Source organism: Spirulina subsalsa PCC 9445 (assembly GCF_000314005.1).
GTDB classification, from domain to species: Bacteria; Cyanobacteriota; Cyanobacteriia; order Cyanobacteriales; family Spirulinaceae; genus Spirulina_A; species Spirulina_A subsalsa.
The window spans coordinates 205,974-221,898 of the sequence record NZ_JH980292.1; the positions used below are offsets into that span (position 1 = coordinate 205,974).

At 48.4% G+C, this 15,925-nt stretch carries 9 protein-coding genes and 2 pseudogenes; 10 read left to right on the forward strand and 1 reads right to left on the reverse strand.

Annotated elements, in window-relative coordinates; genetic code table 11:
• The first annotated feature begins 82 nt into the window (after nt 1-82).
• A complete protein-coding gene (locus tag SPI9445_RS0101400; RefSeq protein WP_017302926.1) occupies nt 83-706 on the forward strand; it encodes a hypothetical protein in 624 nt (207 codons plus the stop codon).
• 11 nt (nt 707-717) lie between these two features.
• Nucleotides 718-1,497: an ABC transporter permease gene (locus SPI9445_RS0101405; RefSeq protein ID WP_017302927.1), complete on the forward strand. Its 780-nt coding sequence runs from the start codon at nt 718-720 to the stop codon at nt 1,495-1,497.
• On the opposite strand, the gene SPI9445_RS0101410 is transcribed toward SPI9445_RS0101405, so the two are convergent.
• The gene (locus tag SPI9445_RS0101410) at nt 1,494-1,706 is read right to left on the reverse strand and encodes a DUF2949 domain-containing protein (protein ID WP_017302928.1); all 213 of its coding nucleotides are present in this window, start codon (nt 1,704-1,706) and stop codon (nt 1,494-1,496) included. The genes SPI9445_RS0101405 and SPI9445_RS0101410 overlap by 4 nt on opposite strands.
• Before the next feature lie 522 nt (nt 1,707-2,228).
• Here SPI9445_RS0101410 and SPI9445_RS23875 point away from each other — a divergent pair.
• The 8 genes and pseudogenes from SPI9445_RS23875 to SPI9445_RS0101445 all read left to right on the forward strand — a co-directional run bounded on the left by SPI9445_RS23875 (nt 2,229) and on the right by SPI9445_RS0101445 (nt 15,918).
• The gene (locus SPI9445_RS23875; protein WP_164674445.1) at nt 2,229-3,896 is read left to right on the forward strand and encodes a flavin monoamine oxidase family protein; all 1,668 of its coding nucleotides are present in this window, start codon (nt 2,229-2,231) and stop codon (nt 3,894-3,896) included.
• A 102-nt stretch (nt 3,897-3,998) separates the two neighbouring features.
• A complete protein-coding gene (gene sipA / locus SPI9445_RS0101420; protein WP_017302930.1) occupies nt 3,999-4,241 on the forward strand; it encodes a regulatory protein SipA in 243 nt (80 codons plus the stop codon).
• Nucleotides 4,242-4,324: 83 nt separating this feature from the next.
• Complete coding sequence (locus tag SPI9445_RS0101425) at nt 4,325-4,711, forward strand: hypothetical protein (RefSeq protein ID WP_017302931.1); 387 nt, start codon at nt 4,325-4,327, stop codon at nt 4,709-4,711.
• A gap of 452 nt (nt 4,712-5,163) precedes the next feature.
• On the forward strand, nt 5,164-10,728 hold the full coding sequence (locus tag SPI9445_RS29030) for a PAS domain-containing protein (RefSeq protein WP_017302932.1): 5,565 nt from the start codon (nt 5,164-5,166) through the stop codon (nt 10,726-10,728).
• Nucleotides 10,718-10,888, forward strand: a pseudogene (locus SPI9445_RS31830) (IS200/IS605 family accessory protein TnpB-related protein); the annotation flags it as partial. The gene SPI9445_RS29030 and the pseudogene SPI9445_RS31830, both read left to right, overlap by 11 nt.
• A 217-nt stretch (nt 10,889-11,105) precedes the next feature.
• Nucleotides 11,106-11,195 (forward strand): annotated as a pseudogene (locus SPI9445_RS31835) (IS200/IS605 family accessory protein TnpB-related protein); the annotation flags it as partial.
• Between the two features lie 119 nt (nt 11,196-11,314).
• Nucleotides 11,315-11,557, forward strand: a complete 243-nt coding sequence (gene sipA, locus SPI9445_RS0101440; protein WP_017302933.1) for a regulatory protein SipA — start codon at nt 11,315-11,317, stop codon at nt 11,555-11,557.
• Nucleotides 11,558-11,640: 83 nt separating this feature from the next.
• Nucleotides 11,641-15,918: a PAS domain S-box protein gene (locus SPI9445_RS0101445; protein ID WP_017302934.1), complete on the forward strand. Its 4,278-nt coding sequence runs from the start codon at nt 11,641-11,643 to the stop codon at nt 15,916-15,918.
• Nucleotides 15,919-15,925 lie beyond the last annotated feature (7 nt).

Genomic DNA, 15,925 nt, shown 5'->3' on the forward strand with positions numbered 1-15,925 from the left:
AGCGCACGATTAGGATACTTTCACTATGTTGGGCAAAACATGGCAGGCTAGAACATCCACTCTCATGGTTCTCTGTTGCACAATGGGTGCATTTGCCCCACTTTTAACCCCACTCTCGGCAACGGCACAACTCTTTCCCTCGTCCGGACAAATTCCCAGCGAGATTCCTCGCTTTACGGTGCGCGCTGGCCAGAAAATTCCGGTACGCTACACGGAGGCGGAGAAAATTCTCCTGACTCCTGATGAAACAGTACCCCTAACCTTAACGGTGGCGGCGAATTTGCGCGACTCCCAGCGTCGGATGATTATTCCCGCAGGCAGTCAAATTGTCGGGCAAATTGAACCCGTGCCAGAGGAAAAGGGAATGCGCTTTGTGGCGGAAGAATTGATTATTGAAAATGGTCAGGGTACCCAACGGATTCCTCTGGATGGGAGTTCTGAGGTGGTGACACGGACTGAGGAAATTGAGCGGGGAACCAATACCGGGAGTATTTTACAAGGGGCGGCCATTGGTGCGGCAGCCGCGACGGTGATTTCTACAGTAACGGGAAGTCGTCGCCTGAATGTTGGTACAATATTAGGCGGTGCAGGGGCTGGGGCTTTAGGGGGCTATCTCTTAGGTGGTCGGAATAAGGCGGAATTAATTAGTATTTATCCCGAGGAAGATTTAGGGGTGATTTTACGTTCAAGTTTGTCTTTATATTAGGCACATAGGGGATGCGCTACTGGCAGGTTTTAAAGTTGTTTTGGAGTACGGCGATCGCCGCAGAGCTAGAATATCGGCTCAATTTTGCGATCGCCGCTCTCACCAGTTCCATTAATCTTTCTGGTAGCCTGTTTGGGCTATTTTTGTTTTATCGTACAGGTTACGAGTTCTCCGGTTGGACGTGGGAAGAAGCCTTGATTGTGTTGGGGATATTTACCTTTCTTCAAGGTTGTGCCGCTACCTTTTTAAGCCCCAATCTCAACCGCATTGTGGAACAAGTTCAAGAAGGAACCCTCGATTTTGTCCTACTTAAACCCATTAGTAGTCAGTTTTGGCTCTCGACGCGCAAGGTTTCCCCTTGGGGATTCCCCGATCTCTGCTTTGGTCTAATCTTAATTCTCTACGCTGGCACTCGCCTGAATCTAGACCCGCTCAATTATCTCATCGCCCTCTTTCCCCTAACCTTAGGCCTGATCATTCTCTATAGTCTCTGGTTTATCTTAGGGGCTACTAGCATCTGGTTTGTCAAGATTTATAACGTTACCGAAGTCTTGCGCGGCCTATTGGAAGCGGGGCGTTTTCCTTTAGTCGCCTATCCCAGTTTGTTTCGGGTTTTCTTCACTTTTATTGTCCCCGTGGCTTTTCTCACCACAGTTCCAGCCCAAACACTTTTAGGGCGAAGTTCGGGAGTGTGGCTGTTGGGATCGGCTATTTTGGCGATCGCACTCTTTTACTGCTCCCAAATCTTTTGGCAGTTCGCCCTACGATTCTATACCAGCGCATCGAGTTAAACACTTAACACCGGAGCAGGCAAATTATCCAGCCAGTCCAGAATCTCTTCGAGTTGCGCCAAACTAATTAAACCGTACTGCCACAGCAGCATGGGAAAAGAACTGAGGGTGACAGACTGACACCGCAAGACTAACTGAATCGACTCCCGAGGAATTGCTAATTCTTCCTCAAGGTAAGTGAGAAAGGGAGGAGGTAAAGAGGATGCCATGAGCCTGATCGGAAATAAACGATAGAACATAGAGACAGCAGTCCTATGGAGTCGGGGAAGAGGAATGAAACCGGAGTTGTTCAAGAACTCAAGCTTTCAGCGAATTAGCCCCTTACTCACCAACCCTTGAGGATTGCTTCATAACCCAAGCGTTTTCTCTTCATCCGGGAGAACCCGCTCAAGCGAATGCGGCCATTCTAACCGACAATTGTGTTGAATTTGTGAGGTTTGTATCAATTTTTATCATTTTTCCCTTGATCCCCAAGGAAATCGAGAGTCAGGATCGGGGGGAAGATGATCTACAAGACCTTACCTAGGCTTGCTAATGGGTTCAGCCGAATGGTTAGACGGTTTAGGTAATGCTCGCAAGAGATAGGTAATTGTAAGGCGTGTCGATGAACTGAGAATCCCTCGCTTTTAGCGATGGGAGCGTCAATTCACCCGTTCTTGCAAGATGGTCAAAATCCCCTGCTATACTGCCTAGACAGGGGATTTTTCGATCGGGAGGAGATCCTAGTCGCCATGACTCGTTCTTTATTACTTCGCACCTTACGCCAAGTCTACCAAGTAGCCCGTCAGTCTCAAAACACGGGGATGACAACGGCGGAAGTGATCGGCCAAGCCCAGGAAAGGGGGCAACGTCAAGGGGGCAGACTCTCGCGCCGTCGCCTTTTACAAGGGGGGTTAGCCTTGGGGAGTGCGCTGTTAGCGACCCAGTGCCGTCGTCTGCCCCTGATTGCTCGTCCGGGTTCAGCTTCGGTGTTAGTGGTAGGGGCTGGCATGGCGGGACTAACGGCCGCCTATCGCCTCAAACAGGCGGGGGTTCGAGTGGATATGATTGAGGCACGGGGGAGAGTGGGGGGGAGAATCCAAACCCTCCATAATGCCCTAGGGAGTGGGATTCCGGTGGAGTTAGGGGCGGAGTTTATTGATTCGGATCATCTGGCCTTGCTGACTTGGGCGGAGGAATTGGGCTTGGAGGTCGTCGATATCTACGGCGATGGGGGGGATTTAAGCCCGGTTTATTCCGTGGGGGGGCAATCTGTCCCCGTGGAACAACTCGTGGAAGAGTTTGCCCCAGCGATGGGGAGGATTGCGAAGGATCTCAAAGCCATTGCCGATTTTGAAGATTATCAGAACTACAACCCCGCCACAGCCCGATTAGATAATACTTCTATCGCCCAATATTTGCAGAATTTGCCCATCTCAGAATCGGTGCGGCGGCTGCTTGAAAATGCCTACACAGCCGAATATGGTTTAGATGTTCAAGACGTCTCAGCCTTGGGTCTTTTGTTTGAGATCGGGTCTGAAGCAGAAGATTTTGATCCCTTTGTCTACAGTGAGGAACGGTACTATATTCCGGGGGGTATGGAGCAGCTTCCCCAACGATTAGCCCGTTTGTTGGAGGATGAGTTAGAAACCCGAGTCGCCCTAGAAGCTATTCGCACTTTGCCCGATGGTCGGTATCAGGTGACAGTGCGGACTCATCCTAATGTTTTGAGCGATCGCACCTATGAACGGGTGATTCTCGCGGTTCCCCTGCCTGTACTGGCTCAGGTGGATTTTCGCTTGGATTTACCCCCCCTCAAAAAACAGGCGATCGCACAACTCGGCTATGGCACCAACGCCAAACTCATCACCCGTTATAGTCAGAATATCTGGCAAGATCGCTATGGTGCTAATGGTTCATCCGTCAGTGACAGTGGGCATCAAGTCACATGGGAAAGCACCCAAAGTTTCCTAACCCCCGAGGCGGCTGTATTGACCAACTTTGTAGGCGGTTCCCGAGGATTAGCCCTCGCTCAAATCAGCACCGCCGAAGCGACAAATCAGTTATTACAGGAACTTGAGGTAATTTTCCCCGGCATTACAGATGTCCAGTTATTAGGTCAGGCCACAAAAATCCACTGGTCTAGTGTTCCCTATAGTTACGGCTCTTATTCCTGTTTTAAAGTGGGACAATACACCCAATTCTACGGCGCCCTTGGTCAATCGGTGGGCAATCTCCACTTTGCCGGAGAACATACCTCTCTAGAGTATTCTGGCTATATGGAGGGAGCCTGTGATTCTGGGGAACGAGTCGCCCTTGAAGTGTTAGAAGCGATGGGATTACGTCCTGAAGCCAATGCACAAAAAGCCCGTTTCCAACAGCTTGGGGCGGCTCGTCGGTGGGTGAGGGAAAGGGTTTAAGTGGGTCTAACTCCCGACTCTTGATGCCTCAGACCCCTAGGTAGAAGTGAAACCGTATCATGGGAAAATCCCGGCAGTGCCAGAATAGACTATTGCTAAATTATGACCCCAAATTTCCCCATCGGAACCCGTGTCCGTCTCATCAGTCGTCCTCCCTATTTCAAAACGGCCGACCCCATGCCCATGTTACGCCCCCCCGATTTAATTAAAATTGGGGAGGAGGGGATTGTCATGGATCGTCGTCCGGGGGATTATTGGGTCATTCGTTTTAACCGGGGTGCGGTGTTATTAGAAGCCCAATATTTGGAACTTGCTCCCCCGGTTTTCCCGGAGTCCGAGGGGTAAAGAGCAGACTAGCTCTGCCTTACCTATAGATAGCCCGGAGGCGGGGGAATTTGGCAAAATAGAGCCATGCTATGCCATCGCTTATGAATATTTTTCCCCCGATTTCTGCTGAAAGTTTTGCTAATGGGTGTCCGGGAGTGACTCAACAAATCTTAGAGGTTTTGCCTTTGGGAGTGGCCTTACATGGAATCAACGGACAACTGGATTATTTAAACCCCGTGGCTCAGTCTTGGTTTAATCTCCAATTGGAACATCCCGTACCTTTAGCCGAGGTGAGTCAGGTTCTCCGATTATATTCGGCCTCGGGCGAGGAGTTAGATCCTAGGGAACAACGGGCTATTGAGCAGGCTTTAACCGGGCAAAGTGCAACGGTTTGGGATCTCAAAACCCAGCACGGGGGAGAGGTCAAACACCTCGGATTAGTCATTCTGAGGGCAGTAGTTAATACGAGCCTGACGCACTTTAACTGATTAGTGGGGGTATGGGGGATTGAGAATCAAGAATTGCTTATCGCTTCCTGATGACTGAGGACTGATTACACATTGGGGTATGGGGGAACTGGACTCGGTGGTACAATGAGATCAGGTTTTCCAAGTGCAATGAAACCCTCTGTGAGTCATTAAAGCCAAAGAACTACAACGCTAAATACTAGCTGTCTAGATAGCCATCCTCTCGCCCAGAGAGGAATCAGTATTCTTCTCCAACAACGCTCACAGAATCAATAAGTCTGTGGTGCAGCCCTTTGAGAATACCCGATAAAAACCCCAAATTAGCGATAAAACCGAGAGAACCACACTAGACTGTCTGGCTAGTGTGGGAATGTTTTCAATGGGGGGGATTCTCGAAACTACCGCCATGCTGGAATCTAGATCCCGGAAAATGCCCCGGGTGTTTGAGAAGCAACACTGATTTTATAACGCTTATGGTTTTATTCAATACCCCCGACACCACTCACAGCCAAGAGCTATTACAACATATTCCGGGCGCAATTTACGAACTTTGGCAACACCCTGACGGTCATTTCTCGTTGCCCTACGCCAGCGAACAACTGAGGGGGATCTACGGGGTTTCCAGTCTTGGTCTGGAAACAGATGCCACCCCATTCTTTAGCTCCATCAACGCCGAAGACCACCCAAGGGTGTTGGAATCCCTTCAGGAATCCGCCCAAGGCCTATCCCTCTGGCACAGCACCCACCGAGTTGATTCGGCTGAGGGGAACAGCCTTTGGGTTGTCACCTATGCTACACCAGAGCGACAGCCTGATGGTAGTACAAAATGGTCTGGTTATCTACAAAACATTACGGATCTCAAAACAACCCAAACATCGACAGAGAAGCGATTACACCGCATCGTTGAGAGCCTGAACGATATGGTGTTTATGATTGCCCCCGATGGGACGCTGACTTTCCTCAGTCCCCTCGTGGAAAACATTCTGGGTTATCCTTTGGAGGAAATTCTATATACGCCCTTTACATCTCTCCTCCACCCCGAAGATCAGCCCAGCAGCTTGGCGGTTTTCCAAGGGATCTTAGCGGGGGAATGGGTGCAGCACCATGAATACCGCATTCGTCATGCTGATGGGCGTTATTATTGGCATTCGGCTAATTTATCGCCCTTTGAAGATGAGACGGGGGAAACCTCTTGCTTGGGTGTGTCCAGTTTCATTCATCCCCGCAAACAAGCGGAACTCGCTCGACAAGAAAGTGAATTGCGGTTACATCTGGCTCTAGAAGCGTCAAATACTGGACTCTGGGACTGGAATCTCCAGACCAATGAGGTGAAATTTAACGCTAACTGGCGAGGGATGTTGGGTTATGAAGAGCATGAGATTGCTAATGATCTCAAGGAATGGAAAAACCGAATTCATCCCCAAGATTTACAGGGGGTTTATGAGGCCATCAATCGACATTTAACGGGGGAGGTTGACTTTTATCAAAATGAACAACGTTTGCTCTGTAAAAATGGCTCGTATAAATGGATTTTAGACCAAGGGCGAGTAGTGGAATGGGACGAGGCCAGGAAGCCCTTGCGCTTTATTGGCACCCATACGGATATTAGCCAACGGAAACAAGACGAAATTCAGCTTAAACAACTGACGCACCAACTGAAAAAAGCCCAAGAAGTGGGGAACTGGGGTCACTGGATTTATGATGTGGTGAGCCAAAAAATCACTTGGTCAGAACAAGTTTTTCGGATGTTTAATCACCCCTTAGAGCAGGGAGAACCGAGCTTTGAGGAGCATATTGAGCAAATTCATCCCGATGATCGTATTTTGTTTTTAGAGCGGATTACAGCCGCGACTCAAGGAGTCCCTCAAGCGTTTGAGTATCGCGTTGAGCGACCGGATGGTACAGTGGGCTACCTCGACAGTCGCATTGAATTAGAATTTCAGGATGAACTGGTTGTCCGAATGTTCGCTGTGGTCATGGATATCACCGAACGGGTAGAGATGGAGCGGGCTAATCGAGAGAATGAGGAGAAATTGCGATCGCTCTTTGAACTCTCCCCCGTCGGCATTGTCTTGAATAATATGCAGGGTCAATTCATTGAAGCCAACCCCGCCATCACTGAAATTACAGGTTATACCTTAGAGGAACTCAACCAGTTAAGTTATTTGGATTTAACCCCAGCTGAGTATCAGTCGGAAGAAGCCCGACATCTGAAGTCCCTCAAAATCCTTGGACAATATGGCCCCTATGAAAAAGAATATATCCACAAACAAGGGCATCGCGTTCCCGTTGAACTGAATGGGATGCTAATTACCCGCCAAGATGGACAGCAATATATTTGGTCGATGATTGCTGATATTAGTCAACGCAAAGAAGCAGAAGCCCGCAAAATCCAACAGGTCAACCAAGAATTAAAACTGTTGGAAAATATTCTTGAAGTCGTTTTGGCGGGATATTGGGATTGGGATATCCCCAACAATCAAGAATATTTAAGTCCGCGCTTTAAATGGATGTTGGGCTATGAGGATCACGAATTAGCCAATTCTCCCGAAAGCTGGCAACAGTTGATCTGGAGCGAAGACTTGCCGAAGGTTTTCCAAAACTTTGAAGCTCATGTTCAGAGTCAGGGAAAAGTCCCGTTTTACAACGAAGTGAGATATCACCATAAAAATGGTTCAATAATCTGGGTGCTGTGTTCTGGCCAAGTCATTGAATGGGATGAGGAGAATAACCCCCTACGGATGATTGGTTGTCATATTGATATTACCCAACAAAAACAAACTGAACTAGCCTTGATTGAACTGAGCAACCAATTGAAAAAAGCCCAGGAGGTCGCCCATTTGGGGTACTGGTCTTTTGATCTCGCCAGCCAAAAAATCACTTGGTCAGAACAGGTTTTTCGGATGTTTAGCCAGCCTTTAGAGCAAGGAGAACCCAGCTTTGAAGAATATATCGAGAAAGTTCATCCGCAGGATCGCGCTTTTGTTTTAGAACGAGTCAGCGCTGCCAATCAAGGCATCCCCCAAAGCTTTGACCATCGGATTCTGAATCCTGATGGCACTGTCCGCCACGTCGAGGCTCGTATTGAACTAGAATTTCAGGATGAACAGGTTGTGCGGATGTTCGGTGTCCTGATGGATATTACCGAACGGGTAGAGATGGAGCGGGCTAATCGAGAGAATGAGGCGAAATTGCGATCGCTTTTTGAACTCTCCCCCGTCGGCATTGTCTTGAATAATATGCAGGGTCAATTCATTGAAGCCAACCCCGCCATCACTGAAATTACAGGTTATACCCTAGAAGAACTCAACCAGTTAAGTTATTGGGATTTAACCCCGGCTGAGTATGGAGAAGATGAAGCCCGAAAACTGGAGTTACTCAAAACTACCGGACGATATGGCCCCTATGAAAAGGAATATATCCACAAACAAGGGCATCGCGTCCCCGTTGAACTGACTGGGATGCTGATCACCGGGAGGGATGGGCAACAATATATTTGGTCGATGATTGCTGATATTAGTCAACGCAAACAAGCCGAAACCGCCATCAAAGACAGTCAACTCCGACTACAACTCGCCCTAGAATCCTCCAATATTGGGCTGTGGGATTGGAATCTCCAGACCAATGAGGTGCTGTTTGATAACCAGTGGAAACGGTTACTCGGTTATACAGAGCATGAATTTGAGACTCATGTCAGTGAGTGGGCAAGTCGCGTCCATCCTGAAGATTTAGAAGCTGTAAATGCCGACATGAGGCAACACTTACAGAAACAAACCCCCATTTATGACAATCAACATCGCATCCGTTGCCAAGATAACTCCTATAAGTGGATTGGTGCAAAAGGGCGTGTAGTGGAATGGGACGGGGCAGGCAATCCGGTTCGCTTTATTGGGACCTTTAGTGATATTAGCGATCGCAAACAAGCTGAACTCAGACTGATTGAACTCAGTCAGCAACTGCAAAAAGCCCAGGAAGTTGCCCATCTCGGTTATTGGTCTTTTGATCTGGCGACCCAAAAAATTACCTGGTCAGAAGAAGTCTTTAAGATATTTAGTCATCCCTTAGAGCAAGGAGAACCTAGCTTTGAGGAACATCTCCAACAAGTTTACCCCGAAGATCGCGCCTACTTCCTAGAGCGAGTGGCTGCCGCTAATCAAGGCATTCCCCAAACCTTTGATTTTCGGACACTGAGACCTGATGGGACGCTTCGCTATATCAACAGTCGGATTGAATTGGAATTTCAGGATGAACAGGTCGTGCGGATGTTCGGTGTGGTCATGGACATCACCGAGCGCCGGGTGGCGGAACTGGAACTCGAACGCTTCTTTACCATTGCCCTTGACCTCCTGTGCATCGCCGATCTGGAGGGGCATTTCCTCCGCCTTAATCAAGCTTGGGAAAATATTCTGGGTTATCCCGTAGGGGAGTTAGAAGGTCGAGTCTTCCTAGAGTTTGTTCATCCTGACGATTTAGCCCCCACCCTCGCGGCTATTTCCAACCTAGAGGAGGGGGAAACTATTATTAGATTCACCAATCGTTATCGCACGAAATCAGGCAGCTATCGTCATATTGAATGGCTCTCTGTTCCCCAAGGGGATTTGATTTATGCCGCCGCACGGGATATTACTGAACGGGTGGAAGCCCAAGCTCAAATTGAATCCCTGCTCAGTCGGACTCAACTCCTGAACGCTCTAAGCCATGAAATTCGACAATATTTAGACTTAGATCAGATTATTCAGAGGGCGGTTGAGGTGATTTTTGAGGAGGTTGGGGTCGATATTTGCGCCTTTACTGACTACAGAGAAAAGGACGGTCATCCCTATGTGGAAATCGTGGCAGAAAAACGCCATCCTGAAATGCTGAGTTGGTTAGGGGTTTATGATGCAATGGAATATCCTGACTATTATGAGGCTTTACGGAACAATCGAATCTTTACCTTTAACCGAAAAAATCTAGGGGAAGATTATGATCAGGGGATTCATGAGTTCTGTGAGTCAATGGGGGTGAATCTGTACCTGATGGTGCCGATTCGGACGTTGGAGAATATTTCCTGCTTAGAAATGGGCAGAATTGATGCCAGTCGGGAGTGGCGACCCGATGAACTGGAGTTGCTGGAAAGTCTGGCGACACAAATTGCGATCGCCCTGCAACAAGCCGACCTCTATCAAACCGCCCAGCAGCGCACCGCAGAACTACAATCTGCCTATCAGGAGTTGCAAGAGACTCAAGTGCAACTAATTCAAGCGGAAAAAATGTCCAGTTTGGGTCAATTAGTGGCAGGGATTGCCCATGAAATCAACAACCCCATTAGTTTCATTTATGGCAATGTGAAACCCCTAGAAGACTATGCCGAGAGCTTATTAGATATTCTCGAACGTTACCAAGACATCTATCCTCAGCCGCCAGAAGAACTGAGCGAGTTGCTTGAAGAGTTGGATCTACCTTTCATCCGGGAAGATTTACCCAAAATGCTCCAGTCTATGAAAACCGGAGCCGCTCGGATTCGAGATATTGTTAAGTCTCTCCGCACCTTTTCCCGGTTAGATGAAGCCGATTTAAAAGACGTGGATCTTCATGAAAATATAGATAGCACGGTGATGATTTTGCAGAATCAGTTCAAAGGAAAAGCTGGAAAATCAGACATTGAAATTATTCGGAACTATGGCAATTTACCTCTAGTTCAATGTTATATCGGCTTGCTTAATCAAGTGTTTATGAATTTGCTGGTTAATGCCGTTCAAGCTATAGAAGAACGACGAACCCTTGAGGGGAATCCCACCTATCTGGGGGTGATTACGATTACCACAACCCTGGAAGAATCTGGGGCGGTTTGTATCTCATTTGAAGATAATGGTTGGGGTATGAGTGATAAAGTGAAGGCGAAAATTTTTGAACCCTTTTTCACGACAAAACCCGTCGGTTCTGGTACCGGGATGGGCTTACCCACCAGTCATCAAATTGTGACTAAATATCATAAAGGTGAGTTAATTTGCCATTCTACATTAGGAGAGGGGACAAGGTTTATAGTCCGCTTCTAAGCGGGCATCCAAGACGATGGGCAAGGGGGGAAAGCTCCATAAGGGGTTCTGCTCTAACACCTATCGAAAATGCCAGAACATCAACAACCAGATTAGCCACATTGTATCTAAGCGGATTGTGCAGATAGCGACTAAGTTTAACAAAAATGTTGCGGAATTCCCCTTCCTCGCTTGCAGGGACCGGATGGACTTGACCACTAACTCCCAAAGCGAAAACCAAGCTAAAAAGGGCTGTGTTGCAAGAGAAAATTTGGGTCTTAGGAACTAGGACTTCTGCCTGGGGAGGGAAGATAAGACTCGCTATATTTCGGTATAGAAAGCACTTCCCATTGAATCAGGAAGCTCCATCCTCGCGCCTAGGCAGGGTGGGGTAGTTCACTGCTGCTGCTATTGTCTTTGAGAACCTGAAGGGTTGGAGGGCGAAAGGGGGGCGGCGACGCTCCAACTTGCGCCAACGCTTTCATGGGTGACTCAAAGCCAAGATCCGGGACTACACGGTGGGAGAGCTTCATGAAAACGCATTTTATCAGCAACGAAATTATAATGGGAAAATTTGGCCAGTCCCCTAATGGAGTATCGCTAAATCATGGCCCCAAATTTCCCCATCGGAACCCGTGTCCGTCTCATCAGTCGTCCTCCCTATTTCAAAACGGCCGACCCCATGCCCATGTTACGCCCCCCCGATTTAATTAAAATTGGGGAGGAGGGGATTGTCATGGATCGTCGTCCGGGGGATTATTGGGTCATTCGTTTTAACCGGGGTGCGGTGTTATTAGAAGCCCAATATTTGGAACTTGCTCCCCCGGTTTTCCCGGAGTCCGAGGGGTAAAGAGCAGACTAGCTCTGCCTTACCTATAGATAGCCCGGAGGCGGGGGAATTTGGCAAAATAGAGCCATGCTATGCCATCGCTTATGAATATTTTTCCCCCGATTTCTGCTGAAAGTTTTGCTAATGGGTGTCCGGGAGTGACCCAACAAATCCTAGAGGTTTTGCCTTTGGGAGTGGCCTTACATGGAATCAACGGACAACTGGATTATTTAAACCCCGTGGCTCAGTCTTGGTTTAATCTCCAATTGGAACATCCCGTACCTTTAGCCGAGGTGAGTCAGGTTCTCCGATTATATTCGGCCTCGGGCGAGGAGTTAGATCCTAGGGAACAACGGGCTATTGAGCAGGCTTTAACCGGGCAAAGTGCAACGGTTTGGGATCTCAAAACCCAGCACGGGGGAAAGAGCAAACACCTAAAATTAGAAGTCCATCCCCTGTGGGGAGAGGATAAACAGATCATTGGAGCGATCGCCTTTTTCCATGAGCTACCCTCCCCCCCAGAGCAGGAGGAGAACATTTTAGAGGGCCTCACGACTAATGTTCCTGCCGTCATCTATCGCTATCAAATCAACGCCACAGGTCAAGATGCCATCACCTATATTAGTTCCCGTTGTCGAGACTTGTATGAACTGCACCCGGAAGAGATTTATCAAGATTCCAGTGTGTTATGGCATCTCATCCACCCGGAGGATATTCCCGCACTGGTAGAGTCGGTGGAAGAATCCCAACGCAGGCTAACCCCTTGGTTTACAGAACATCGGATTCAAACCGCCTCGGGGAAATTAAAATGGATTCAGGCTTTTTCTACCCCCCACCGCCAACCCAACGGGGACACGGTTTGGGATGGGATTATGATGGACATAACAGAACGGAAACAAGCGGAAAAAGCCCTCCAAGAGAGTGAACAACGCTATGCCACCTTAGCGGATATTGCCCCGGTGGGCATTTTTCGCAATGATTTAGCAGGCAACTGTATTTATAGCAATGAGTACAGTTTAAAGATCATTGGTCTGAGTGAGTCAGAAGCGTTAGGAAAAGGTTGGATTCGTGCCATGCACCCCGAAGATCGCGATCGCGTCCTCCAAGGGTGGCTTAACTTTATTCAGCAGGGAGAACCCTTTGCCTGTGAATACCGTTTTCTCCACCCCAATGGCACAATTATCTGGGTCTATGGTCAAGCGGTGCCGGAACGGGACAGCGAGGGTTATATTACAGGTTATGTGGGGGTCTTAATGGATATTACCGCTCAAAAACAAACCACCCTCGCCCTAGAAGAAAAACAACATTTTATTGAACAAATCGCCAGCACTTCCCCCAACCTGATCTATATCTACGATCTCCAACTCCAGCGCAATATCTACGCCAATCGAGAAATCAGCCAATTGTTAGGCTACTCTCCCGAACAAGTGAGAGCAATGGGCAATAATCTATTTGCCGAGATTGTCCATCCAGAAGATCTCCCCCGAGTCGTTGCCCACCTTCAGGACTTTAGCGCAGCGTCAGAGGAGGAAGTGCGGGAGATTCAGTACCGCATTCGTCATGGTAATGGGGCTTGGCGCTGGTTATGGAGTCGGGAGACTGTGTTTAAACGAGACGAAACCGGACGAGTTCAGCAAATTATCGGGGCTACTCAGGATATTACCCGCCACAAAGCCATTGAAGCCGCCCTGATGGCTTCTGAAAGCCGTAGTCAGGCTATTTTATCGGCGATCCCCGATTTAATGTTACGGGTGCGCGTAGATGGTCAATGTTTAGATTATTTACCCCCTGAAGACTCCTCTGCTCAGTGTTTTCTGCCCATTGACAGCCATCTACGGGAAATTTTACCCCCTCCCTTATTCCAGCGTCAGATTGAGGCGATTCAACAGGCCATTACCACCGGGGAACTCCAAGTGTATGAACATGAACTCATCAAGGAAGGACGACCTTGTTATGAAGAGGTGCGCATTGCGGCCGTGAGTCTCAATGAAGCTTTAATTATTGTCCGGGATATTAGCGATCGCAAACAAGCCGAACTCCTCCTGCGCCAAAGTGAAGCCCGCTTTCGTCGCTTAACCGAAAATGTCCCCGGTGTCGTTTATCGCTATTACCGAGAAGACAACGGCCGGGATCGATTTACCTACGTTAGCCCCCGTTGTTTAGACCTGTTTGAAGTCCCCCCCTCCCCTATCCTAGAAAATGCTCAAATCCTCTGGCAGATGATTCACCCCGATGATGCTAGAGTCATGCAGGAACGAGCGCCCCTAGCTGCACAAAACCTCACCCCTTGGCAGATTGATTATCGGATCATCACCCCCTCCGGTCAACAGAAATGGCTACAAAACTTTGCCTCCCCCGATGTCGCCCCCGATGGCACCGTATTCTGGGATGGGTTAGTCATTGATATTACCCAACGCAAAGCCGCCGAACAGTTAATTGCCGATTATAACCGCACCCTAGAGCAGAAAGTCCAAGAACGCACCCTAGCCCTAGAACAAGAAATCCTAGAACGAGAACGCATGGCACAGGCTCTCCAACAAAGTGAAACCCGCTTTCGAGCCATTTTTAATCAAGCCTTCCAGTTTGTGGGACTCTTACAACCGGATGGGGTTTTACTCGAAGCCAATCAAACCGCCTTGGATTTTGCAGGCATCACCCTACAAGATGTAGTGAATCAGTATTTTTGGGATTGTTGGTGGTGGCAAGTGTCCCCAAAAGTTCAAGAGCAATTAAAACAGGCGATCGCCCAAGCCGCCCAAGGGGAGTTTATCCGTTATGAGGTGCAGGTTTGGGACAAAAACAAACAGGTGATCACCATTGACTTTTCCCTCCGTCCGATCTGCAATCCACAGGGAGAGGTGATGTTATTAATTCCAGAAGGACGAGATATTACCAACTTAGTCGAAATTGAAGCCCAATTACGTCAGGCCAAGGAAGCCGCCGAAATGGCCAATCAAGCCAAGAATATTTTTATGGCGAATATGAGTCATGAGTTACGAACGCCCCTCAATGCCATTCTGGGGTTTTCCCGCTTAATGAGCCAAGATAGCAATTTATCCCCCAGTCAACAGGAAACCCTGCGCATTATTCACCAAAGCGGGGATCATCTGCTGACTCTGATTAATCAAATTCTCGACCTCTCCAAAATTGAAGCCGGACAACTGACACGCCAAGATACCCCCTGTCATCTGCTCGATATATTAGGGCAATTAGAATCCTTATTCCGCCTCAAAGCCCAAGAACAAAACATCGCCCTCCAGTTCCAGATTGCCGATGATATCCCCCCTTATGTCTCTGTTGATGGGGGCAAGTTACGACAAGTGTTAACCAACTTGCTCCACAATGCCCTGAAATTTACCACCTGTGGGGGGGTGATATTGCGAGTTAAAACTCTTAAATCCCAAAATCCAGTTCTTTTAGGCTTTGAAGTCCAAGATAGCGGGATTGGCATTGATGCCCGAGAAGTCGCCCGTTTATTCCAACCTTTTGAACAATCCTATCATCAACCCCAAAACAACGAGGGAACAGGATTAGGGTTAACCATTTGTGAACAGTGTGTGCGCTTATTAGGGGGTCAAATGACGGTATTGAGTCAAGGTTATGCCTTTACCCCGCCCCATCAGTTGGAATCCTCTCCAGAAGCTCCCCCAATGGGAACCCTTTTCCGGTTTACGCTGCCCGTTTTGATCCCAACGGCCGCCGAAATCCGCTCCCTGACTGACCCTCAACTCCCCGACTCGGGCGCTCCCTACTCTATGTTAATTGTCGTGAGCGATTGCACCTGTTCTGAGGCGTTACAATCTTGGCTCAAACCCTTGGGTTGTCCACTGTACAGTACCAAAAACCCCGAAGAGGCGAACGCCCTCTCTCACCGCCATCATCCCGCTCTAATCTGGTTAGAACTTGACCCCTCATCCCTCCATGATTATGACCTCATCAAAACCCTTCTCTCCACCACGGACTCCCCACCGACTCTCATTGTCCTGAGTCCTCTGTTATCCCTTGAACATCAAGACACCCTCCTCCGATTAGGTTGTTCCGATTTCCTCCGTCTTCCCCTGCAACGGCAAGATGTTCTGGCTATCCTAACTAAACATTTAGACTTGTCTCAACTGCCCCTTGACACCCTACCCAGTTCTCTGCTAGAGGTACAACCTTCTGAACATTTATCTTCCTTAAAAACCTCTGACTTAGCTCCCTTATCCCACCACTGGCGACAAGAGTTTGAAAAGGCTTTAATCGAAGGAGATCTAGAAAAAATGATCGGATTTATCGCAGAGATTCCCCCGGAAAATTATCAGCTTGCTCAATCTCTCTCCTCCTTAATCTCCGATTACCGCTTTGAGGAACTCTTAGGCCTGATGACCCATCTCAAGGATTGATCTTCTT

Bases quoted from the DNA above. Each gene is read 5' to 3' on its own strand.
- SPI9445_RS0101405 (WP_017302927.1), top strand. From the start codon at position 718: ATGCGCTACTGGCAGGTTTTAAAGTTGTTTTGGAGTACGGCGATCGCC.
- SPI9445_RS23875 (WP_164674445.1), top strand. From the start codon at position 2,229: ATGACTCGTTCTTTATTACTTCGCACCTTACGCCAAGTCTACCAAGTA.
- sipA (WP_017302933.1), top strand. From the start codon at position 11,315: ATGGCCCCAAATTTCCCCATCGGAACCCGTGTCCGTCTCATCAGTCGT.
- SPI9445_RS0101400 (WP_017302926.1), top strand. From the start codon at position 83: ATGGGTGCATTTGCCCCACTTTTAACCCCACTCTCGGCAACGGCACAA.
- SPI9445_RS0101410 (WP_017302928.1), bottom strand. From the start codon at position 1,706: ATGGCATCCTCTTTACCTCCTCCCTTTCTCACTTACCTTGAGGAAGAA.
- sipA (WP_017302930.1), top strand. From the start codon at position 3,999: ATGACCCCAAATTTCCCCATCGGAACCCGTGTCCGTCTCATCAGTCGT.
- SPI9445_RS29030 (WP_017302932.1), top strand. From the start codon at position 5,164: ATGGTTTTATTCAATACCCCCGACACCACTCACAGCCAAGAGCTATTA.
- SPI9445_RS0101445 (WP_017302934.1), top strand. From the start codon at position 11,641: ATGAATATTTTTCCCCCGATTTCTGCTGAAAGTTTTGCTAATGGGTGT.
- SPI9445_RS0101425 (WP_017302931.1), top strand. From the start codon at position 4,325: ATGAATATTTTTCCCCCGATTTCTGCTGAAAGTTTTGCTAATGGGTGT.